Raw genomic sequence first — 21126 nt, 5'->3', positions numbered from 1 at the left:
GGACGCTCGTCCTGTCGGTCAAGTCAAGGCTAGGCGAAAGGGATGGGAGCGCGGGAATGAACGTCAAGGGAACGAGCCTCTATCACGAGGTCCATGCGCGCTCGCTGGCTGATCCCCAGGGCTTCTGGGCCGAGGCGGCCACGGAGATCGACTGGATCGAGCCGCCGAAGACGATCTTCGATGCCTCGCAGGGCGTCTACGGCCGCTGGTTCATGGGAGGCGTCGTCAACACCTGCTACAACGCGCTCGACCGCCATGTCGAACGCGGCCGCGCCGACCAGGTCGCGCTGATCCATGATTCGCCGCTGACGGGCTCGGTCACCAGGTTCACCTATGCCGAGCTATTGGGGGAGGTGCAGGCGCTCGCCGCCATCATGCAGGATTTTGGCGTCGCCAAGGGCGATCGCGTCATCCTCTATATGCCGATGGTGCCGGAGGCCGTCGTCGCGATGCTCGCCTGCGCGCGCATCGGCGCGGTGCACTCGGTGGTGTTCGGCGGCTTTGCCGCCAAGGAACTCGCCACCCGCATCGACGACGCTCAGCCGAAGCTCATTCTCTCCGCAAGCTGCGGCATCGAGCCCGGCCGGATCGTGCAGTACAAGCCGCTGCTCGACGAGGCGATCAAGCTTGCGAGCACGAAGCCGAAGGCCTGCATCGTACTGCAACGTTCCCAGCATATCTGCGACCTCACACCGGGCCGCGACTACGATTGGGAGAGCCTTCGCCGCAAGGCGATGAACGACGGCAAGAAGGCCCCTTGCGTGCCTGTCGCCGCCACCGATCCGCTCTACATCCTCTACACCTCAGGCACGACCGGCATCCCCAAGGGCGTGGTGCGCGACAATGGCGGCCATCTCGTCGCGGTCAAATGGTCGATGTTCAATCTCTATGGCGTCAAGCCGGGCGAGGTCTGGTGGTGTGGCTCCGACATCGGCTGGGTGGTCGGCCACAGCTACATCATCTATGGCCCGCTGCTGCATGGTGCGACGTCGATCATGTACGAGGGCAAGCCAATCGGCACGCCCGATGCCGGCGCGTTCTGGCGCGTCATCAGCGAGCACAAGGCGGTCGCCTTCTTCACCGCACCGACGGCGTTCCGCGCGATCCGCAAGGAGGATCCGGAAGGCAAGTTCATCCGGCAATACGACCTGTCGCAATTCCGCACGCTGTTCCTCGCCGGCGAGCGCGCCGATCCGCCGACGGTGGAATGGGCGGAGCAGCAGTTGAAGGTGCCGGTGATCGACCATTGGTGGCAGACCGAGACGGGCTGGTGCATCGCCGGCAATCCGGTCGGTCTCGGCATGCTGCCGGTGAAGCATGGCTCGCCGACGGTGCCGATGCCGGGCTACCAGGTCGACGTCGTCGACGAAGCCGCAAAGCCCGTCGGCCCCAACACCATGGGCTCGATCGTCATCAAGCTGCCGATGCCGCCGGGTTGCCTGCCGACGTTGTGGAATCAGGACGCGCGCTTCAAGGACGCCTACCTCACTGAATTCCCCGGCTACTACAAAACCTCGGACGCCGGCTACAAGGATGAGGACGGCTATGTCTTCGTGATGGGCCGCACCGACGACATCATCAACGTCGCCGGCCACAGGCTCTCCACCGGCGGCATGGAGGAGATTTTGGCCTCGCATCCGGACGTCGCCGAATGCGCCGTGCTCGGCGTCAAGGACGCGATCAAGGGCGAGGTGCCCTGCGGCTTCCTGGTGCTCAAGGCCGGCGTGAAGCGCGCGCCTGCGGAGATCGAAAAGGAGATCGTCGCGCTGGTGCGCGACAGGCTCGGCCCCGTCGCCGCCTTCAAGCTCGCCATCACCGTCGGCCGCCTGCCGAAGACGCGCTCGGGGAAGATCCTGCGCGGCACCATCAAGAAGATCGCCGATGGCGAAGCCTGGACCATGCCGGCCACGATCGAGGATCCCAAGGTGCTGGACGAGATCGGCGAGGCGCTGAAGGGCAGGGTGTGAGGCGATCTCCGCTGTCATCACCCGCGAAAGCGGGTGATCCAGTACGCCGCGGCCGGAGTTGTGTGACCCAATGACCGCCGCGGAGTACTGGATTCCCCGCCTGCCGCCTACGCTAAAGCTTCGGCGCCCCTGGACCTCAACCCCGGCGAAGCCTTGGCGTAGCCGGGTCGCGGGGAATGACAGCGCGTGGAGAACGACGCCCAGGGACTTACAATCTCCTCATTCCGGGCTAAACAGGGCCGGCCAACAGGGGACCTCGTATGCCACTCGCCACCGCGCCGCGCCTGCTTGTCGCCGTGCTGCTCGCCATCGCTGTCTCCGCCTGCTCCGCGCGCTACCAGACGCCGGTGGCGGTGGGCGGTGACGATGACGACGCGGTCTGTCAGAGTCGCGGCTATGCGCAGGGCTCGCCCGAATACGTGGCATGCCGCAAGGACCGCGACGTCCAGCGCAACGCTGCCACCGCCCGGTCCGACCGCCGTCAGCGCGATCTCGGCGAGTACATGCTGAACCATCCCGAGCGGCCGTGACATCGGCTACGGAATTATCCTGCGCATTCATTCGCGTTTCTCGTGACACATCGGCAACGCCACAACCAAATCGTGTCGCGTCAGTCCTGATTTGATCGGCGTCAAATCCATCACCATCCCCTTTCTGCTCTGACGCTGATGTCGCGCAACGACGCGCGAGAGATGGCTGAAGGGGAATGCAATGAACGGAACGACAAAAAACCTGGCGCGGCTTGCGACGGTTGGCGCGATGCTCGTGGGGACTTTTGGCTCGGTGCAGGCGGCCGATCTGCCTGTCTATAAGAAGGCACCGCCGCCGGTAGAAGCGTTCAATCCGTGGATGGTGCGTCTGCGCGTGCTCGGCGTGTTGCCGGATGCCGGTGGCTCAACCGTCAATGTCGCAGGCGTGCCGTCGCTGTCGTCGCCGAATTCCGGGCTCTCGATCAGCGACCAGGTCGTGCCCGAGCTCGACATCAGCTATTTCTTCACCAAGAACATCGCGGCCGAGCTGATCCTCGGCGTGACCAGGCACTCGATCAGCGGCAACGGCTCGCTCGCGAACCTGCCGATCGGCAAGACCACGCTGCTGCCGCCGACGCTGACCTTGCAATATCACTTCGACAATTTCGGCGCGTTCAAGCCGTATATCGGCGCCGGCGTGAACTACACCGTGTTCTTCAACAATTCGGCTGCCAATGCGCCAGCCGCCATCGTCGGTCCGCCCGCGATCGTTGCCACCACCACCAGCGTGCACGTCAGCAACGCCTGGGGCGGCGCCGTGCAGTTCGGCTTTGACTACATGCTCGACCGGCACTGGGGTCTCAACGTCGACGTCAAGAAGCTCTGGCTGCGGCCGGATTACTCAGCGACCGTCAGCGGCCTGCCGGTCACAGGCACCGCGCATATCGATCCGTGGCTGGTCGGTGGTGGTGTGACGTACAAGTTTTGACGCGTTGTTTGAAGACGAGCTGTGGCCGCGGTTGACCCTGCGCTCCCTCCCCCCTTGCGGGGGAGGGCGGGGGAGAGGGGCAGCCCAGCAAAAGGCGCGAGAGAGCTTCGCCAGACGCTTTGAATTGATGGAGGAAGTCCCCGTGGGGCAACCCCTCTCCCTAACCCTCCCCCGCAAGGGGGGAGGGGACTGCAGCTTGCGTGTGGCTGCATCTGTGCCGATCGCGAGGGTCTCCGCAAAACAAAAACGCGGCAGGTTTCCCTGCCGCGTTCGAATTGCGTTCGATCGTAACCGGGAGCGGAGCCTTACTCCTCCTCCTCGTCCTGCTTCTTGCCGCCGAGCGTCTTCAGCTTGGCGAACACGGCGTCGACGTTGAGATCGTCGTTCGATCGCTCCGCCGGCTCGAACTCGTCCTTCTTGGTGGTCTCGGAGGCCGGCAGCAGGGTGGCGCCGCCATAGGCTGTGTCGATCGGCTTTTCCTTCGCCGCGCGCGCCACTTCGAAATCGAGCTCGATCTGCGAGCAAAGGCCAAGGGTCACCGGGTCGATCGGGGTCAGCTGGGAGGTGTTCCAGTGGGTGCGGTCGCGAACGCTGGCGATGGTGCTCTTGGTGGTGCCGACCAGGCGCATGATCTGGGCGTCCTTGAGCTCTGGATGGCTGCGCAGCAGCCAGAGGATGGCGCTCGGGCGCTCGTGGCGGCGGGAGACCGGGGTGTAGCGCGGGCCCTTGCGCTTGGGCTGGGGCGGCAGCACGACCTTGCTCTCCTGAAGGCGGAGCCGGTAATCCGGGTTCTTCTCGCCCTTTTCGATCTCCTCGCGGGTCAGCTGGCCGTTGGAGAGGGGGTCCATGCCCTTGATGCCCTGGGCAGCGTCGCCGTCGGCGATCGCGCGCACCTCGAGGGGATGCATCTTGGTGAAATCGGCGACCTGGTCGAAGGTCAGCGCGGTGTTGTCGAGCAGCCAGACGGCGGTCGCCTTGGGCATCAGAGGTGCGTTGCTCATGGCAAATCTCCTTTGTGCTTCGCCCACCCCTCTGGAGGCGAAACCGGTGGTCATCAGCGATGACAGGGAATTCGCGCTATATAAGCCCGGAGGGGCTAGCCACGCAATGGTTCTGCTATAGATAGTGCCTTGACAGAGCCCGAAAGGGGGCCCAATTCCCTTGGAAGCGCCTGTAAAGTCCTAGCAGACCCATTAAAGCCCAATTCCATCCATTGACCGCCCCCGCCAGAAGGCGAAACGGGTGATTCGGTCCCGAGATCGCTCAATGTCAGCCAAACCAGACCTCAAGATCGTGCTTTGTTCTCCCCGCGGCTTCTGCGCCGGGGTGGTCCGGGCGATCGACACCGTGGAACGGGCGCTCGATAAATACGGCGCCCCCGTCTATGTTCGCCATGAGATTGTGCACAACAAATACGTCGTCGACGGGTTGAAGAAGAAGGGCGCGATCTTCGTCGAAGAGCTCGCCGAAATCCCGGAAAACACCACCGCGCCGGTGGTGTTCTCGGCCCATGGCGTGCCGAAATCGGTGCCGGCCGACGCCACCTCCCGCAATTTGTTCTCGCTGGATGCGACCTGCCCGCTGGTGACCAAGGTGCACCGCGAGGCCGCGATCCACTTCAAGCGTGGCCGCGAGATCTTCCTGATCGGCCACTCCCACCACCCCGAAGTGGTCGGCACGCTCGGCCAGCTTCCGGTCGGCGCCGTAACCCTGATCGAGACCGCCGAGGACGCCAAGACCATCGTCCCGAAGAACCCCGACAACATCGCCTTCGTGACGCAGACCACGCTGTCGATCGACGACACCGCGGAGATCGTGGCGCTGCTCAAGGAGCGTTTCCCGAACATCAACGGCCCGCACAAGGAAGACATCTGCTACGCCACCACCAACCGCCAGCTCGCGGTGAAGAAGGTGGCGCCGGTGGTCGACGCCCTGATCGTGGTCGGTGCGCCGAACTCGTCGAATTCGCAGCGCCTGCGTGAGGTCGCTGAGCGCGAAGGCTGCGGGATCGCGGTACTGGCGCAGCGCGCCACCGACATCGACTGGACCAGGTTTGGCAACATCAAGAGCCTCGGCATCACCGCGGGCGCGTCCGCGCCGGAAGTGATCGTCGAGGAGATCATGGATGCGTTCGCCGAGCGCTACACGCTGCATGTGGAGACGGTCTCGGCCGCGGAAGAGAACGAGTTCTTCCCGCTGCCGCGCCAGGTGCGCCCCGAAGCCGCCGCCGAGTAGACTTTTATGGCGGTCTACACCGACGTTGCCGCCGACGAGCTTGCGGATTTCCTGAAGCAATACGATCTCGGCGAATTGCTCTCCTACAAGGGCATCGCCGAGGGCGTCGAAAACACCAACTTCCTGCTGCACACCAGCAAGGGCTCGTTCATCCTCACGCTCTATGAGAAGCGCGTGGCGAAGACCGACCTGCCGTTCTTTCTCGCGCTGATGACGCATCTCGCTGAGCACGGCGTCACCTGCCCGCTGCCGGTGAAGGCCGGGGACGGCGAGGCGTTGCGCGAGCTGTCGGGCCGGCCGGCCGCGATCATCACCTTTCTCGAAGGCGTCTGGCCGCGCAAGCCGAACGTGGCCCATTGCGCCGGCGTCGGCGAGGGGCTGGCCAGGATGCATCTGGCCGGCGCCAATTTTGCGATCAAGCGTGGCAATGCGCTGTCGGTCTCCGGCTGGCGGCCGCTGTTCGACGCGGCGGCAAGCCGCGCCGACGAGGTCCAGCCGGGCCTGCATGCGTTTCTCGCCGCCGAGCTCGACTATCTCTCGAGCGGGGTCTGGCCGAGCAATCTGCCGGAGGGCGTGATCCACGCCGATCTCTTCAACGACAACGTCTTCTTCCTCGGCGACAAGCTCTCCGGCATCATCGACTTCACCTTCGCCTGCAACGACATGCTGGCCTATGACGTCGCGATCTGCCTGAATGCCTGGTGTTTCGAGCCGGACCATTCGTTCAACGTCACCAAGGCGCGCGCCTTCCTCAATGCCTATCGCCGGGTGCGAAAACTCTCCGAGGCGGAAGAAGCCGCGCTGCCGCTGCTCGCGCGCGGCGCCGCGATCCGCTTCCTGCTGACGCGGCTGGTCGACTGGCTCAACGTGCCTCCGGGGGCGCTGGTCAAGCCCAAGGATCCGCTGGAATATTTTCGCAAGCTGCGCTTCCACCAGAGCGTTTCCAGCGTGCGCGACTACGGGCTGATGCCGTCAGGACTGGTCGCGTGAGCGAGCTTCCCCTCGTCACGATCTATACCGACGGCGCCTGCTCGGGAAATCCCGGGCCCGGCGGCTGGGGCGCGATCCTGAAGTTCGGCGACAAGGAAAAAGAGCTGAACGGCGGCGAACGCCACACCACCAACAACCAGATGGAATTGATGGCGGCGATCTCCGCGCTCGAAGCGCTGAAGAAGCCGTGCACCGTCGATCTCTACACCGACAGCCAGTATGTGCGGCAGGGCATCACCGGCTGGATCCACGGCTGGAAGCGCAACGGCTGGCGCACCGCCGACAAGAAGCCGGTGAAGAATGTCGAGCTATGGCAGCGCCTCGATGCGGCGCTGAAGCAGCACGAGGTCCGCTGGCACTGGGTCAAGGGCCACGCCGGGCACCCGGAGAACGAGCGCGCGGATCAACTGGCGCGCGACGGGATCGTGAAGGCGCGGTTGCAGCAGCGGGTGGCGGAGTAGGCGACGCGCTGTCGGCGGCGTCGCCCGGTTTCGTAGGGTGGGCAAAGCGAAGCGTGCCCACGGCTTTTTCTCAATCGAGGAAAGATGGTGGGCACGGCGCTGACGCGCCTTTGCCCACCCTACGGGACTTCCTGCTTGGAAGGAGCCGGGGCCTAAAGCTTACAGCTGCCCCAGCAGCGTATCGCCACCGGAGACCTCGACCTTGCCGGGCATCGCTTCGAGGTTCAGCTTCTTCACCACGCCGTCCTCGACCAGCATCGAATAGCGCTTGGAGCGGATGCCGAGGCCGTTGCCGGAGGCGTCCAGCTCCATGCCGATCGCCTTGGCGAAGTCGGCATTGCCGTCGGCGAGGAAGATGGCCTCGTCGCGCTGGTCAGTATCGCGCTTCCAGGCGTTCATGACGAAAGCGTCGTTGACGGAGACGATGGCGATGGTGTCGACGCCCTTGTCCTTCATGGCATAGGCGTTGAGGAAGATGCTCGGCAGATGCATCTTGTGGCAGGTGCCGGTGTAGGCGCCGGGCACTGCGAACAGCGCCACTTTCTTGCCCTTGAAGATGTCGTCGGTGGTCTTCACCTGCGGACCCTCGGCCGTCATCACGCGGAATTTCGCCTCGGGCAGCTTGTCGCCAGTCTGGATCGCCATCGTCAGTCTCCCTGAAAATCGGTCCCGCTTTTTAGACCGTGCGGCGGCGCTGCACAACATTGGCGGCGAGGGTCGTGGTCCTTCACCGTTATGTCATCAGCCGGCAAAACCGCCGGCGTCGAGGAAGGCCTGTTCTTCCTCGGTGGTGGCGCGGTCGAGCAGGCGGTTGCGGTGGGGAAAGCGGCCGAACCGCTGGATGATGTCGGCGTGCTCCCGCGCGTATTTCAGGTTCTCGGCATTGTCTGTGTTCTGAAACAGCGCGACGCAATGTAACTGGTCGGGCAGGTGCTCGGAATGCATGAAGGGCAGATAGAGGAATTCGAGCAGGATGGGATCGATCCTGCGATCGACGCCCCGATCGATTGCGCGGCGGGCGACGTCGCGCGCCGGCGCGTCGCTGGCAAAGGCTTCCGGCGTGCCGCGAAACATGTTGCGGGGAAACTGGTCGAGCGCGATGATGAGCGCGAGCGCGCCCTCGTCGCTTTCTTCCCAGGAGGCCAGCTCGCCGGCGGTCGCCCGCTTCCATAGCGGAAGAAAGCGACGCCCGACCTCCGCGTCGAAAGCGTCGCTGCGCTTGTACCAGCGCTCGCGGCCGGCCTCGCGCCAGAAGGCGAGAATGCCTGATGGCGTGATGTCGCCGACGTCAGTCATGAACCCAAGGCGCGGCTTACGCCGCCTCCGCCTTCTTCTCGTCGCGGAGCTGCCGGCGCAGGATCTTGCCGACATTGGTCTTCGGCAGGTCGGTGCGGAATTCGATGTGCTTGGGCACCTTGTAGCCGGTGAGCTGCTCCTGACAGAACTTGATCACGGCTTCCGCGGTGAGGTTGGGATCCTTCTTCACCACGAACGCCTTCACCGCCTCGCCCGACTTGGAATCGGGGATGCCGATCACGGCGCATTCGAGCACGCCCGGATTGCTCGCGATCACTTCCTCGATCTCGTTCGGATAGACGTTGAAGCCCGAGACCAGGATCATGTCCTTCTTGCGGTCGACGATCTTGGTGTAGCCCTTCTCGTCCATCACGCCGATGTCGCCGGTGCGGAAATAGCCGTCGGCGGTCATCACCTTGTCGGTCTCTTCCGGCCTGTTCCAGTAGCCCGACATCACCTGCGGGCCCTTGGCGCAGATCTCGCCGGGCTGGCCGAGCGGGACTTCGTTGCCGTCGTCGTCGCGGATCGAGATCCAGGTCGAAGGCACGGGGATGCCGATCGATCCCGAGAACTCGGTCGTGGTCGCGGGATTGCAGGTCAGTGTCGGCGAGGTCTCCGAGAGGCCGTAGCCTTCGGCGATGAAGCAGCCGGTCACGGCCTTCCACTGCTCGGCGACGGGGCGCTGCACCGCCATGCCGCCGCCGTTCGAGATCTTCAGCTTGGAGAAGTCGAGCTTCTTGAAGTCGGGATGGTGCATCAACCCGTTGTAGAGCGTGTTCACGGCCGGGAAGCTGTTGACCTGGTACTTCGCCAGCTCCTTGACGAAGCCCGCGATGTCGCGCGGATTGGGGATCAGCAGATTGCAGCCGCCGGCGCGCACCGCGAGCAGGTAGCAGGCCGTCAGCGCGAAGATGTGATAGAGCGGCAGCGCGCAGACGATCATCAGCTGATCGACATGCGGCGGCGCGGCGAGTGCCGGCTGGAGCCAGGCGTCGTTCTGCAGCACGTTGGCGACGATGTTGCGGTGGAGCAGGGTGGCGCCCTTGGAGACGCCGGTGGTGCCGCCGGTATATTGCAGGAAGGCGACGTCGCCCGGCGACAGCTTCGGCTTGTTGAACGTCAGGCTGCGGCCGGCCGATACCGCGTCGTTGAAGGACACCGCGCCTGGCAGCGACCAGGCCGGCACCATCTTCTTGACGCGGCGGACGACGACGTTGACGATCATGCCCTTGAAGCCGAGCAGGTCGCCCATGCTGCCGACGATGACATGCTTGACTTGCGTCTTCGCGATCACCTGCTCGACCGTGTGGGCGAAATTCTCCAGCACGATGATGGCTTCGGCGCCGGAATCCTTGAGCTGATGCTCGAGCTCGCGCGGCGTGTAGAGCGGGTTGACGTTGACCACCGCGAAACCGGCGCGCAGCACGGCAGCGGTCGCGACCGGATATTGCAGCACGTTCGGCATCATGATCGCGACGCGGGCGCCACGTTGCAGGCCACGGCCCTGTAAATAGGAGGCGAGCGCCAGCGACATCTGGTCGAGGTCGCGATAGCTGATCGCCTTGTCCATGCAGATGAATGCCTTGCGGTCGGCGAACTTGGCGAAGCTCTCCTCCAGAAGGTCGACCAGCGATGCGTATTGGGTCGGCTCGATATCAGCAGGGACGCCGGGCGGATATTGCTTGAGCCAGATGCGCTCCATGGAAAACTCCCCTCAATTTACCAGAGCCCGTTGTGTCTCGGGCTTGCCTCATTGCGGCCAGTATCGAGCCTGCCGGAACGGGTGGCAAGCCGGTCGAGGCTTAGGACAAAGGTCAGGGAGTGGCTACTGGAATTGTCGCAAGCCGCTCTGCCGCAGGTGCGAAGCGCGGGCGCGGCTTGCGATGGGTGCCGTTAACTGTTGTTGGCCGGCTTGGCGGCGGGCTTGGTCGCGGCCTTGGGCTTGGCGGGCTTGGCCGCCTGATCGCCGCCTGCCGCAGGCTTCTCGGCGGGTTTCGCCGCCGCATCGTGCTTGGCCGCGGCATGCTTGGTCCCGGCCGGCTTCGCAGCGGACTTGGTATCGCTCTTGGCGTCAGGCTTGGCGGCAGCCGGCTTTGCCGCCGCCGTCTTGGCATCCTTCGGCTTGTCGGCTGGCTTGTCGGTCGCGTCGGGCTTCCTGGCGACGCGCGACTTCTTGCCACGCGGCTTTGGCGTGGCCTGCTGGTCGGCATCGGCCGCGACCGCCGCGATCAGGGCAGTGCCGGTGCGGGTCGGGCCGGTATAGACCAGCACGGGCTCGGCCGCCGCGGGCGCCGTGGCCATCAGCTCGGAGGCCTTCATCAGGGGCGGCTGAAGGCCCGCGGTGAAGAAGGTCACCTGGGCTTCGCCGCCGGTGGCGGAGGCCGATCCGGACGTGCCGCCATTGGTGGCGATCAGCGCGTCGTCATCGTCGCTGGCCGGCCGCTTGCGATGACCGCCGCACATGTCCTCGCGCAGGTTCGGCGGCGAGGCGTCGACCGGCACCAGCCTGTCGACGGTGCCGAGCGAGGGGCGGAGCCAGGTAAGATTGTCCTGGCTGAAGCCGCGCTCGAGCAGCTGCGCCGCCTTCACCGCACGCGCAGTGCCGGAGTTGGCGCCGAGCACGACGGCGATCAGCCGGCGGCCGTTGCGCGTGGCCGACGCCACGAGATTGTAGCCGGAGGCGCAGATGAAGCCGGTCTTGAAACCGTCGGCCCCGGGGTAGCGGCCGATCAGCTTGTTGAAATTGCCGGTGACGCGCTTGCCGAAGCGGATTGCCGGGATGTGTACGAAATATTCGTATTCCGGCAGGTCGCGCAGGAACGAGCGCGCGAGAATGCCGAGGTCGCGCGCGGACGTGATCTGGCCGTCAGCGGGCAGGCCGTTCGGATTGACGTAGCTCGTCTGCGTCATGCCGAGCTTCTGCGCGGTGTCGTTCATCATCGCCGAGAAGCCGTCGATCGAGCCGCCGACGCCTTCGGCGAGCACCACGGCCATGTCGTTCGCCGACTTCACCATCATCATCTTCAGCGCGTTGTCGACGGTGAGCTGCGTTCCCGGACGGAACCCCATCTTCGACGGCGATTGCGAAGCCGCCGTCGGCGACACCGTGATCAGCGTGTCGAGCGTGAGCCTGCCGTCCTTCACCGCCTTCAGCGTCACGTAGGCCGTCATGATTTTGGTGACGGAGGCCGGATACCACGGGATGGTCGCGTTCTCGGCCTGCAGCACCTTGCCGCTGTCGGCTTCGATCAGCAGCAGTGCTTCGGCGCTGGCCGTGCGCGGCGCAAGCAGCACCGCGGATGCGAGGGCCGCGGCGAACAGGTTGAACAGGGACTTGCGAAGCAGCGGGCGAAGGGCGTGCACTATCCGATTCCGGTCCTTGGAGACCCGCCGGTTCCGGTCGGCTCTCGTGATCTGATGTTCGGTTCTGAAATCCGGCGCCGCCGCTTGCGGCGTCGCAAACCTATACCGGCTTGTGCGTCGAGAATAGGGGCTTCGGCCGGGTATTCCGTGATGAAATAGGCCGAATTTCGACGATGCTATGGGGACTTGACCGCAGTCGCCGCAGCCTCAGCGGCCGTCACGCTGGCCCGTGCATTTTCCTGAACCATGAACTGGGCCCTGGCGAGCTCGGCAAAATGGCCGCCTTTGGCCACGAGTTCATCGAAAGTTCCGCTTTCGATCACGCGGCCGTTCTCGAACACCAGGATCCGCGTGGCGTTGCGGATGGTGGAGAGACGGTGGGCGATCACGAACGTGGTACGTCCCTTCATCACTTCGTCGAGAGCGGCGTTCACCTTGGCCTCGGTGACGGCGTCGAGCGCGCTGGTGGCCTCGTCCAGGATCAGGATCGGCGGATCCTTCAGCAGCGCGCGGGCGATCGACAGCCGCTGGCGCTCGCCGCCGGAGAGCATGCGGCCGCGCTCGCCGGCGTTGGTCTCGAAGCCGCCGCTGCGCTCGATGAATTCGAGCGCCTGCGCGCGCTCCGCGGCCTTGCGCATCTCCGCTTCGGTCGCATCCGGCTTGCCGACGTGCAAATTCTCCGCGATCGAGCGGTTGAACAGCAGCGCCTCCTGGAACACCACGCCGATGTTCCGGCGCAGCGACGTCAGCGTCACGCCGCGGACGTCCATGCCGTCGATCCTGATGAAGCCGGACTGCGGATCGAAGGCGCGATGCAGAAGCGCGATCGCGGTCGACTTGCCGGCGCCGGTCGCACCGACCAGCGCGATGGTCTGGCCGGGCAGCGCGGTGAAGGAGAGGTCCTCGACCGCCGGCCGCTTGCCGTCATAGGAGAAGGTGACGTCGTTGAATTCGACGAGGCCGGAGAGCCGCCCCGCATCGATCGCGTCGGGGCGGTCGTGGACTGTGGGCACGGCGTCGAGCACGTTGAAGAACTCGCGCAGCCGCGGGGCTTCCATGAACACGTTGTTGATGAAGCTCACGACCTGCTCGAGCTTCTGGATCAGCATCGTCGCGAAGCTCACGAACATCACGATCTCGCCGACGGAGGTCAGCCCCTGGTCGTGCAGCGCGATGCCGAGCGTGAAGATCGCGAGCACCGTGATGGTGGTGGAGGCGCGCGTGATGACGGTGACGAGCGCCCACCACGACAGCACCGGCATCTGCGCCGCGAGCAGGTCATCAGCGACGGAGCGCAAGCCCTTCACCTCGGATTCGACGCGCACAAAACTCTGCACCAGCGCGACGTTGCCGAGCGCGTCGGAGGCGCGCGCGGAGAGCTCGCTGTAGTGCTCCTCGACCTGCATCTGCATGCCGAAGGTTCGGCGCACGACGAAGGTCGTCAGCGCGGTGAAGACGACGCAGAGCACGAACAGCAGGACCGCGAGCCGCCAGTTCAGGTAGAGCGACAATGGCAGCAGCACCACGACCGACAGGATCGCGGCAAAGTGCTCGCGGAAGAAGCCGAGCCACAACCGCCACAGCGCATCGGTGCCGTTGAGCATCACCTTCATGAGCCGGCCCGAATGGGTGCCTGAGTGGAAGGTCAGCGGCAGTTGCAGAATATGCTCGAAATAGTCGGTCAGCACCGCTTGGCGCTGGCGGTGGGAGAGCCGGTCGGCTTGCAAAGCCACGATCGCGCTGCAGCCGATGGTGAACAGCCCGAACGCCACCCAGGCCAGCAGGAACGGCCAGGCCGAATTCGACCCGGCGACCGACTTGCCGGAGAGCACGTCGACGATCCGGCCGAACAGCACGGGTTCCGCGAACTGCGAGGCGGCGAGCAGCAGATTGGCGAACGCCAGCAGCCAGCCCAGCCGCGCCTCCTTGCCGAGCAGCTCGAGAACGCGGGTGTAGAGGCTGAAAATGGACATGCGGGCGAGGAACTCAGGCGGATCGAACGAGGTGAGTCCACATTCTAATCAGGGATCGCCCGCGAGATACAGCGGAAGCTGCGGGTTTTGCTCAGTTGATCAGTCGTCCCGCGACCGGCGGCAGGAACCGGTCGTCGAAGATATCGCCGGCCGCCGGCCGTTTGCGAAATTTGAAATCCTGCGCGATCTGGTCGATCGAGCGGTCCAGGCGCGCCGGGTCGATGCCGCCGAGGCCGTTGCGCTTGACCTCGTCCGTCAGGATGTTGTCGATGAGCACGCTGCGCAGGCGTTCCCGCTCGAGGTCGCGGTCGCCGTCGTCGATCCGGCTCGTGGCTTCGTCCGCCGCACGGGCCGGCTCTTTGATGGTCGCGTTGACGCCGGCGATCAATGCGCGGACGAAGCCCTTCACGGCGTCGGGCTTCGCGGCGGCGAAAGCGGGGTTGGCCACAACGGCGAAGCCGTAGGCCTCGCAGCCATAGTCGGCATAGCGGAGTACCACGAGATCGCCACCGGGCACGCCGCGGTCGCGCAGGTTCACCGCCGAGAGATAGCTGAAGCCGGCGACGGCATCGACCTGGCCCGCGGAGAGGAGCGGCTCGCGGACCGCGGCGCTGATCTTGTGGAATTTCACTTGCGACGCGTTGATGCCGTTCTGCTGCGCCAGCGCCGGCCACAGCCGCATCGACAGATCGCCGTCGGCGACGCCGACGGTCTTGCCGTCGAGGTCGGGCAGCAAGTGAATGCCGCGGCTCCTGCGCGCGACGATCGCGTAAGGCGCGCGATTGAACAACACGAACACGGCTTTGACCGGCGCCGCATCGTCCTTGTCGCGAAAGCGGATCAGCTCGTTGATGTCGACGAGCGCGAGCTCGCTGTCGCCCTTGGCGACGCGCGCGAGCGCCTCCGGCGATCCGGTGGCGCTCTTGAAGGACACGTTGAGACGCTCGGCGCCGAAATTGCCGTCCTTCGCGGCAAGGAAGAACGGCGCCATGCTCGCATCGACAGGACGATCGAATGTGAAGTGGATCGCGGTGGACGGCGCAGCAGTCTCGGCCGCGCTGACGTCGCGCGCAGCCAGCGCGGCGAGCGAGATTGCAATGGCCAGCAGGCCGCGAAGGGCGATCGTCTTGAATGCAAACATCAGTGGCGCCGGTCCCGCATTGTTGTGGTTTCGTGACGCTCGCAGCGCCGGCCAGCGACGAGCCTGCGCGCGCCAACATGAACGGCGGATGAGCGGGGGTTGCGTGATCATGACGCAACCCCGTTCAGCTTCTGTTGGGGTTCCGGAACCCAACATGGGCTGCGGGTGTTTGAAAGACATGAGCCTGTCGTCAGGCACCATTCGAGGTCCCAAGGAGGGTCCAGGACATGTTTGACCGATTTTCGAGATTTGCCGGCCGCAAGGCCGTCTTTGCCACCGCCGCGGTGCTGGCGCTGACCGCGGTCGCCCCGACCGCCTCATACGCAGGCGGCCGCCACTGGCATGGCGGTGGCGGCGGTGCTGCGGCTGCCGCGGCCTTTGCCGGCATCATCGGCACCGGCCTTGCGATCGCTGCGACCCGTGACGCCTACGCTTATGATTACGGTCCGGGTCCGGGTTATGGCTATTACGGCGGCCCTGCCTATTACAGTGGCCCCGCCTACGGTCCTTACTACGGCCCGGGCCCGAACTACCAATATCAGCGCTATGGCGGCACGGCTCCGTCGGAGCTCTGTGGCCAGGGCTACATGCAGAACTGCTACTAGCCTTGGCTACCAAGTCCTTGGCTACCAAGTCTTGACCACAACGGGCCGTCGCGCTTGCCGCGGCGGCCTGTTTTTCGCTTTTAACCCTGCGCGTTAACGCGCTCGCCATTGGTTTAGGGTAGTTTTGAGTACCATGAGTGATTCGCTTGAGCGGCTATATCTGGCTGTGCTCGCGGCCAAGGATCTTGATCCGGCAACATCGCGTACCGCCCGGCTGTTTCAGCGTGGGCCATCCAAAATGGCGAAGAAACTGGCCGAAGAAGCCATTGAGGTCGTCATCGACGCGGTCAATGGCGATAGCGAGGCCGTGATCCGGGAAAGCGCCGACCTGCTCTACAATCTCACGGTGCTCTGGGCCTCGGCCGGCGTGCGCCCGGAGGATGTCTGGCGCGAGATGGCGCGGCGGGAAGACATGCTCGGCATTGCCGAGAAGCTGCCGAAGTCGCCGATGAAGCTGCCCAAACTCGCGTCACCGCGCGTTGCCGCCAGGCGGCCAATTGTCGCGCTGGAAGGGCGCGTCTCGCGCAAGCGCCACTAAAGCGCGGTGAAACCGGAGCAAAGCGTCATCGCGCTTTAGGTTGTTGTTTGCGCGCGATCTTTCGGAAAACCGCGACACACTGTTCCGGATCACGCCAAATCGTCACAAAACTCGCGATGGACAAATCCGTCCCATGGTGCTTCATCGCGGCGCCATGCTGAAACGTATCTACGACTGGTGCATCGACGCCGCCCACAAGCCCTACGCGCTCTGGATCATGGGAGCCGTGGCTTTCGCAGAAAGCTCCTTCTTTCCGGTCCCGCCGGATGTGATGCTGATCCCGATGTCGCTGGCGCGCCCGCAGCGCGCCTGGCTCTACGCCGCGGTCTGCACCGCGACCTCGGTGGTGGGCGGTCTGCTGGGCTACGCCATCGGTGCGCTGCTGTTTGACTCGGTCGGCCATTGGCTGATCCAGGTCTATGGTCTCGGCGACAAGGTCGATGCCTTCCGCGCCTCCTATGCGGAATGGGGCGCGGTGATCATCCTGCTCAAGGGCCTGACACCGATCCCCTACAAGCTCGTCACCATCACCTCGGGCTTTGCCGGTTACAATATCGGCCTGTTCATCCTGTGCTCGATCGTCGCGCGCGGCGGCCGTTTCTTCATCGTCGCGATCCTGCTCAACCGCTATGGCGACTGGATCCGCGTCAGGATCGAGAAGCATCTCGGTCTCTGGGTGGCGCTCGGCGCCGCCGTGCTGGTGCTCGGCTTCGTCGTAGCGGTCAAGCTGATCTAGGGAATGATCCGGACCCGAAGGGCCGCCTCAGCGCAACGTGTGAAGCCGTTCTCCGCAAAGATCATGTTCGCTCAATAACCCCGCGCTTTGCCGCTGCGCCGGGTTCGGCTACGGTTGCCGTCATGATGGTTCGATCCGGCAATCCGGTCCTCCGACCGGGGACGCTGATATTCGCAGTGCTTTCGCTCCTGCTCGGTGCCGGCAGCACCAGCTGGCCGCAATCCGCGCCGCCGGCGCTCGGCTTGCAGGAGCAGGGACCGCAGACCGCGCCGCCGCCCTCGACATCAGCTCCTTCGTCGCCGCCGGCGCGCGAGGAAAATCCCGGACTGATCAACGAAATGGGCAAGCTGTTCGACAAGCTGCCCTCGATCCTGCCACCGATCAAAAGCCCGAGCGAGACCATGAACGACCTGTCGCGGCTGGCGACGCCGTCGGCCATGGTGTCGGGGCGCATGGCCTGCCCCGCCTCGTCGAATGGCGCGCCCGACTGCAAGCAGGCCGCCGACCAGCTCTGCCAGAGCAAGGGCTACAAGGAAGGCAAGAGCCTGAACGCCGATTCCGCGGAAAAATGCTCGGCCAAGGTTCTGATCCCGGGCCGGCAACGCAAACCGGATGACTGCCGCACCGATACCTTCGTCACCAGCGCGCTGTGCCAGAACTGAGGACGTAGCGCCAGCAAAGGAGCGCCCATGAGCCGCACGGAGCAGGACTTCCTCGGACAGCGCGAGATCGCCGACGACATCTACTACGGCGTCCAGACCATCCGCGGGAAGGAGAACTTCCACATCACCGGCATTCCGATGAACCAGGAGCCTTACTTCGTGAAGGCGCTCGGTTACGTCAAGAAGGCTGCCGCGATGGCCAACCGCGACCTCGGCGCGGTCGATGCGAAAGTTGCGGACGCGATCATCCAGGGCTGCGACCGCGTCATCGCCGGCGACATGATGGATCAGTTCGTCACCGACTTCATCCAGGGCGGCGCCGGCACCTCCACCAACATGAACGCCAACGAGGTGATCGCCAATCTCGCGCTGGAATCGCTCGGCTTCAGCAAGGGCGACTACCAGCATGTCAGCCCGAACGACCATGTCAATTACGGCCAGTCGACCAACGACACCTATCCGACCGCGTTCCGGCTGGCGCTGATCCTGCGGCTCGAGAGCTACATGACGGCGCTGCGCCAGCTCCAGGAGGCCTTCTTCACCAAGGGCCGCGAGTTCGAGCGCGTGCTGAAGATGGGGCGCACGCATCTTCAGGACGCCGTGCCGATGTCGCTCGGCGCCGAATTCCGCGGTTGGGGCACCACGATCGGCGAGGAGGTCGACCGCATCTCCGAGGCGCGCGCGCTGCTGCGCGAGATCAATCTCGGCGCCACCGCGATCGGCACCTCCGTCACTGCGGCTGTCGGCTATCCAAAACTCGCGGTCCGGCATTTGAGCGCGCTGACCGGCGTCGACTTCATCCTCGCCGGCGATCTCGTCGAGGCGACCTCGGACACCGGCGCCTATGTGCAGCTCTCCGGCGTGCTCAAGCGCACGGCGAGCAAGCTGACGAAGATCTGCAACGACATCCGCCTGCTGGCCTCGGGCCCGCGCGCCGGCTTCAACGAGATCAACCTGCCGCAGCTCCAGCCGGGCTCGTCGATCATGCCGGGCAAGGTCAACCCTGTCATCCCCGAGGTCGTCAACCAGACCAGCTTCCTCGTCATCGGCCTCGACACCACGGTGACGCTGGCCGCAAGTGCCGGCCAGCTTCAGCTCAACGTGATGGAGCCGGTGATCTCGTTCGCGCTGTTCTTCTCGATCCGCACCATGGAGCGCGCGGTCAACAGCCTGCGCGAGAACTGTGTTGTCGGCATCACCGCCAACGAGGAGCACACCCGCAACATGGTGCTGAACTCGCTCGGCATCGTTACGGTGCTGAAGCCGCTGCTCGGCTACAAGCAATGCGCCGAGATCGCGCGCGAGGGCTACAAGAGCGGCAAGTCGCTGCACCAGATCGTGGTGGTCGAACGCAAGCTGCTGACGCAGGAGAAATGGGACGAGATGTTCTCGTTCGAGCGGCTGATCAATCCGGATTTGATCGGGTGATGCCGCCCGCGTTTGCGTAGCGAATTCCGCATGTTGGAATTGCGGTAACGGCATCCGCCACGGCGTCAAAACGCAATACTTGACAGTGGAAAGATTGCCTTGTTGGTATGGCCTCCAGCTTTCGATTTGCTCGCCACCAAAGGATCGTTTCGCCTATGTCCATGCCTGCCTTGTTCAAGGGGCGCTTGTCGATCCCCGTGATCGGTTCGCCGCTCTTCATCATCTCGGTGCCCGATCTCGTGATCGCGCAGTGCAAGGCCGGCGTGGTCGGCTCGTTTCCGTCGCTGAACGCACGGCCGCCGGAGCTGCTCGACGAATGGCTGGCGCGGATCACCGAAGAGCTCGCGGCCCATGACCGTGCCCATCCCGACAAGCCGTCGGCGCCGTTCGCGGTGAACCAGATCGTGCACAAGTCGAACAACCGGCTCGATCACGACATGCAGCTCTGCGCCAAGTACAAGGTGCCGATGATCATCTCGTCGCTCGGCGCGCGCGAGGAGCTCAATCAAGCGGTGCACGGCTGGGGCGGCATCGTCTTCCACGACGTGATCAACCAGAAGTTCGCCCACAAGGCGATCGAGAAGGGCGCCGATGGCCTGATCCTGGTTGCGGCCGGCGCCGGCGGCCATGCCGGCACCATCTCGCCGCTGGCCTTCGTTGCAGAAACGCGAAAATGGTTCGATGGCCCGATCGCGCTGTCGGGTGCGATCGGCAACGGCAAGGCGATCCGCGCCGCGCGCATCCTCGGCGCCGACTTCGCCTATATCGGCTCGGCCTTCATTGCGACCAAGGAAGCCAACGCGGTCGAGAAATACAAGGAGATGATCGCGGGCTCGACGGCCGACGACATCGTCTACTCCAACCTCTTCACCGGCGTGCACGGCAACTATCTGAAGCCGTCGATCCTCGCGGCCGGCATGGATCCGGAAAACCTGCCGACGTCCGATCCGTCCAAGATGAACTTCGGCACGGATGCCTCCGGCGAGCGCGCCAAGCCGAAAGCCTGGAAGGAGATCTGGGGTTCGGGCCAGGGCATCGGCAGCGTCGACGGCATCATCCCCGCCGCCGATCTGATCGCGCGCTTCAAGAAGGAATATGACGAGGCGATCGATCCGCCGCTCTAACCGCTCTCGTGTCCCGGACGCGCTGCAGCGCGCAACGCTGCTGCGCAGAGCCGGGACCCATCGCTGCAGCACATGACCCCGGCGCTGCGCTGCGTCCGGGGGACGCCAGCCGAGATACCGTGCAAACATGACCGCCATCTACCGCGTCGACGGCAACAACGTCGTCACCAGCCCTAATGCTGCCGGTCCGTGGGACCGGCGCATGCAGCACGGCTCAGCGCCGTCCGCGCTGGTGACGTGGGCGGCGGAACGCATTCCGACGCCGGTGCCGATGAATGTTGCGCGCGTCACCATCGAATTGATGCGCCCGGTGCCGGTGGCGCCGCTCACGATCGAGAGCGAGGTTTTGCGCGAGGGGCGCAAGATCCAGCTCTGCGAGATCAAGTTGTTCGCCGACGGTATTCAGGTCGTCGATGCCACCGTGCTCAAGATCAAGCGGCAATCACAGCCTTTGCCGGACGACGTCAAGGAGTTGCCGGTCACGCTGCCGTCGCTCGAGGACTCGCTGGTCGAGGACGGCCATGGCGCGACCAGTCCGTTCGCAGGCATGGTCTCGATGCGCGCCGCGCGCGGCCGGTTCGGCCAGGCCGGGGCCGGCGCGATCTGGTTTCGCCTCGACCATCCGCTGGTCGAAGGCGAAGCGGTCTCGCAGGCGATGCGCGCCGTGGTCGCTGCCGATTTCTCCAACGGCACCGCCTCGACGCTCGACTTCCGCGCCTGGACCTACATCAATGCCGACCTTACTGTGAACCTATCGCGCCAGCCGGTCGGCGAGTGGATCTTGCTCGACGGCGAATCCTGGATCGGTCCCGACGGCGCCGGCCTCGCGATGTCGCGGCTCGCGGATCGTCGCGGCTATTTCGGCCGGGCGGTGCAGAGTCTGGTGATCGAAAAGCGGTAAGCGTGTCGGCAAGCGCCGTGATCGCTCCTTGCGCCGATGGAACGGCAGACTTCCGCCGCCGCGGAAGGGATGCCCTGGTCGCGAACCTCTTCTTGTCCGGAGGTCTCTGTTCGACGCCAGCGTCCTGCCAGTTCAGCTGCCGTAGACGATCTTGATCTCCCACAGCAGGACGATGATAGCCGTGATCAACGTGATCGCGGCCAACGCACTTTCCAAGGAAGCGACTCTCATTTGATACTCCGCTTCCC

Annotated in this window: 20 protein-coding genes; 13 read left to right on the top strand and 7 right to left on the bottom strand. The window is 64.8% G+C overall.

Annotated features, from left to right (window positions below; genetic code table 11):
* Positions 1–56 precede the first annotated feature (56 nt).
* The 3 genes from AB7245_RS42195 to AB7245_RS42185 all read left to right on the top strand — a co-directional run bounded on the left by AB7245_RS42195 (position 57) and on the right by AB7245_RS42185 (position 3425).
* Entirely contained in the window at positions 57–1967 is a 1911-nt protein-coding gene (locus AB7245_RS42195) for a propionyl-CoA synthetase (RefSeq protein ID WP_085400945.1), read from the top strand.
* Positions 1968–2227: 260 nt separating this feature from the next.
* Entirely contained in the window at positions 2228–2497 is a 270-nt protein-coding gene (locus AB7245_RS42190; protein WP_085400946.1) for a hypothetical protein, read from the top strand.
* 181 nt (positions 2498–2678) lie between these two features.
* Positions 2679–3425 carry an OmpW/AlkL family protein gene (locus tag AB7245_RS42185; RefSeq protein WP_135215751.1) on the top strand — a complete coding sequence of 249 codons (747 nt, stop codon included), beginning with the start codon at positions 2679–2681 and terminating at the stop codon, positions 3423–3425.
* Positions 3426–3730: 305 nt separating this feature from the next.
* On the opposite strand, the gene AB7245_RS42180 is transcribed toward AB7245_RS42185, so the two are convergent.
* On the bottom strand, positions 3731–4426 hold the full coding sequence (locus AB7245_RS42180; protein ID WP_085400950.1) for a DUF1013 domain-containing protein: 696 nt from the start codon (positions 4424–4426) through the stop codon (positions 3731–3733).
* Between the two features lie 265 nt (positions 4427–4691).
* Between AB7245_RS42180 and ispH the strand changes: the two genes are divergently transcribed.
* The 3 genes from ispH to rnhA are packed head-to-tail and all read left to right on the top strand — an operon-like array spanning position 4692 to position 7111.
* Positions 4692–5660, top strand: a complete 969-nt coding sequence (gene ispH, locus AB7245_RS42175; protein ID WP_063985850.1) for a 4-hydroxy-3-methylbut-2-enyl diphosphate reductase — start codon at positions 4692–4694, stop codon at positions 5658–5660.
* A 6-nt stretch (positions 5661–5666) separates the two neighbouring features.
* On the top strand, positions 5667–6650 hold the full coding sequence (locus AB7245_RS42170; RefSeq protein ID WP_085400952.1) for a homoserine kinase: 984 nt from the start codon (positions 5667–5669) through the stop codon (positions 6648–6650).
* The gene (gene rnhA, locus AB7245_RS42165) at positions 6647–7111 is read left to right on the top strand and encodes a ribonuclease HI (RefSeq protein ID WP_135215750.1); all 465 of its coding nucleotides are present in this window, start codon (positions 6647–6649) and stop codon (positions 7109–7111) included. Before AB7245_RS42170 ends, rnhA begins: the two co-directional genes overlap by 4 nt.
* Positions 7112–7270: 159 nt before the next feature.
* On the opposite strand, the gene AB7245_RS42160 is transcribed toward rnhA, so the two are convergent.
* The 6 genes from AB7245_RS42160 to AB7245_RS42135 form a co-directional block, all read right to left on the bottom strand.
* Positions 7271–7756, bottom strand: a complete 486-nt coding sequence (locus AB7245_RS42160; RefSeq protein WP_007597501.1) for a peroxiredoxin — start codon at positions 7754–7756, stop codon at positions 7271–7273.
* 96 nt (positions 7757–7852) lie between these two features.
* Complete coding sequence (locus AB7245_RS42155; protein WP_085400955.1) at positions 7853–8407, bottom strand: DUF924 family protein; 555 nt, start codon at positions 8405–8407, stop codon at positions 7853–7855.
* A gap of 16 nt (positions 8408–8423) precedes the next feature.
* Positions 8424–10109 carry a long-chain fatty acid--CoA ligase gene (locus AB7245_RS42150; RefSeq protein ID WP_085400957.1) on the bottom strand — a complete coding sequence of 562 codons (1686 nt, stop codon included), beginning with the start codon at positions 10107–10109 and terminating at the stop codon, positions 8424–8426.
* A gap of 191 nt (positions 10110–10300) precedes the next feature.
* Positions 10301–11770, bottom strand: coding sequence for a D-alanyl-D-alanine carboxypeptidase family protein (locus AB7245_RS42145; protein ID WP_135215749.1), 1470 nt, complete (start codon positions 11768–11770; stop codon positions 10301–10303).
* A 176-nt stretch (positions 11771–11946) separates the two neighbouring features.
* Positions 11947–13743, bottom strand: coding sequence for a glucan ABC transporter ATP-binding protein/ permease (locus tag AB7245_RS42140; RefSeq protein WP_085400960.1), 1797 nt, complete (start codon positions 13741–13743; stop codon positions 11947–11949).
* Positions 13744–13834: 91 nt separating this feature from the next.
* The gene (locus tag AB7245_RS42135) at positions 13835–14884 is read right to left on the bottom strand and encodes an ABC transporter substrate-binding protein (protein ID WP_085400962.1); all 1050 of its coding nucleotides are present in this window, start codon (positions 14882–14884) and stop codon (positions 13835–13837) included.
* A 227-nt stretch (positions 14885–15111) separates the two neighbouring features.
* Between AB7245_RS42135 and AB7245_RS42130 the strand changes: the two genes are divergently transcribed.
* The 7 genes from AB7245_RS42130 (at position 15112) to AB7245_RS42100 (ending at position 20878) form a co-directional block, all read left to right on the top strand.
* Positions 15112–15489 carry a hypothetical protein gene (locus AB7245_RS42130; RefSeq protein ID WP_071909294.1) on the top strand — a complete coding sequence of 126 codons (378 nt, stop codon included), beginning with the start codon at positions 15112–15114 and terminating at the stop codon, positions 15487–15489.
* A gap of 133 nt (positions 15490–15622) precedes the next feature.
* Complete coding sequence (gene hisE / locus AB7245_RS42125) at positions 15623–16027, top strand: phosphoribosyl-ATP diphosphatase (RefSeq protein ID WP_439035660.1); 405 nt, start codon at positions 15623–15625, stop codon at positions 16025–16027.
* Between the two features lie 133 nt (positions 16028–16160).
* On the top strand, positions 16161–16763 hold the full coding sequence (locus AB7245_RS42120; protein ID WP_081369120.1) for a YqaA family protein: 603 nt from the start codon (positions 16161–16163) through the stop codon (positions 16761–16763).
* 122 nt (positions 16764–16885) lie between these two features.
* Positions 16886–17425, top strand: coding sequence for a hypothetical protein (locus AB7245_RS42115; RefSeq protein WP_085400964.1), 540 nt, complete (start codon positions 16886–16888; stop codon positions 17423–17425).
* A 27-nt stretch (positions 17426–17452) separates the two neighbouring features.
* Positions 17453–18853: an aspartate ammonia-lyase gene (locus AB7245_RS42110; RefSeq protein ID WP_014491544.1), complete on the top strand. Its 1401-nt coding sequence runs from the start codon at positions 17453–17455 to the stop codon at positions 18851–18853.
* A 155-nt stretch (positions 18854–19008) separates the two neighbouring features.
* Positions 19009–19977, top strand: a complete 969-nt coding sequence (locus tag AB7245_RS42105; protein ID WP_085400966.1) for an NAD(P)H-dependent flavin oxidoreductase — start codon at positions 19009–19011, stop codon at positions 19975–19977.
* A gap of 127 nt (positions 19978–20104) precedes the next feature.
* Positions 20105–20878, top strand: coding sequence for a thioesterase family protein (locus AB7245_RS42100; protein ID WP_439035659.1), 774 nt, complete (start codon positions 20105–20107; stop codon positions 20876–20878).
* Positions 20879–21126: the final 248 nt, after the last annotated feature.

Origin of the sequence: Bradyrhizobium sp. 604_D8_N2_3 (assembly GCF_051810765.1) — a bacterium.
Classification (GTDB): domain Bacteria; phylum Pseudomonadota; class Alphaproteobacteria; order Rhizobiales; family Xanthobacteraceae; genus Bradyrhizobium; species Bradyrhizobium barranii.
The sequence above is the reverse complement of the archived record's forward strand: the minus strand, read 5'-3'. Positions and strand labels throughout refer to the sequence as shown.

Coding starts and splice junctions, on each gene's coding strand:
- AB7245_RS42195 (WP_085400945.1), top strand. CDS start 57: ATGAACGTCAAGGGAACGAGCCTCTATCACGAGGTCCATGCGCGCTCG.
- AB7245_RS42190 (WP_085400946.1), top strand. CDS start 2,228: ATGCCACTCGCCACCGCGCCGCGCCTGCTTGTCGCCGTGCTGCTCGCC.
- AB7245_RS42185 (WP_135215751.1), top strand. CDS start 2,679: ATGAACGGAACGACAAAAAACCTGGCGCGGCTTGCGACGGTTGGCGCG.
- AB7245_RS42180 (WP_085400950.1), bottom strand. CDS start 4,426: ATGAGCAACGCACCTCTGATGCCCAAGGCGACCGCCGTCTGGCTGCTC.
- ispH (WP_063985850.1), top strand. CDS start 4,692: ATGTCAGCCAAACCAGACCTCAAGATCGTGCTTTGTTCTCCCCGCGGC.
- AB7245_RS42170 (WP_085400952.1), top strand. CDS start 5,667: ATGGCGGTCTACACCGACGTTGCCGCCGACGAGCTTGCGGATTTCCTG.
- AB7245_RS42160 (WP_007597501.1), bottom strand. CDS start 7,756: ATGGCGATCCAGACTGGCGACAAGCTGCCCGAGGCGAAATTCCGCGTG.
- AB7245_RS42155 (WP_085400955.1), bottom strand. CDS start 8,407: ATGACTGACGTCGGCGACATCACGCCATCAGGCATTCTCGCCTTCTGG.
- AB7245_RS42150 (WP_085400957.1), bottom strand. CDS start 10,109: ATGGAGCGCATCTGGCTCAAGCAATATCCGCCCGGCGTCCCTGCTGAT.
- AB7245_RS42140 (WP_085400960.1), bottom strand. CDS start 13,743: ATGTCCATTTTCAGCCTCTACACCCGCGTTCTCGAGCTGCTCGGCAAG.
- AB7245_RS42135 (WP_085400962.1), bottom strand. CDS start 14,884: ATGTTTGCATTCAAGACGATCGCCCTTCGCGGCCTGCTGGCCATTGCA.
- AB7245_RS42130 (WP_071909294.1), top strand. CDS start 15,112: ATGTTTGACCGATTTTCGAGATTTGCCGGCCGCAAGGCCGTCTTTGCC.
- hisE (WP_439035660.1), top strand. CDS start 15,623: ATGAGTGATTCGCTTGAGCGGCTATATCTGGCTGTGCTCGCGGCCAAG.
- AB7245_RS42120 (WP_081369120.1), top strand. CDS start 16,161: ATGGTGCTTCATCGCGGCGCCATGCTGAAACGTATCTACGACTGGTGC.
- AB7245_RS42115 (WP_085400964.1), top strand. CDS start 16,886: ATGATGGTTCGATCCGGCAATCCGGTCCTCCGACCGGGGACGCTGATA.
- AB7245_RS42110 (WP_014491544.1), top strand. CDS start 17,453: ATGAGCCGCACGGAGCAGGACTTCCTCGGACAGCGCGAGATCGCCGAC.
- AB7245_RS42105 (WP_085400966.1), top strand. CDS start 19,009: ATGTCCATGCCTGCCTTGTTCAAGGGGCGCTTGTCGATCCCCGTGATC.
- AB7245_RS42100 (WP_439035659.1), top strand. CDS start 20,105: ATGACCGCCATCTACCGCGTCGACGGCAACAACGTCGTCACCAGCCCT.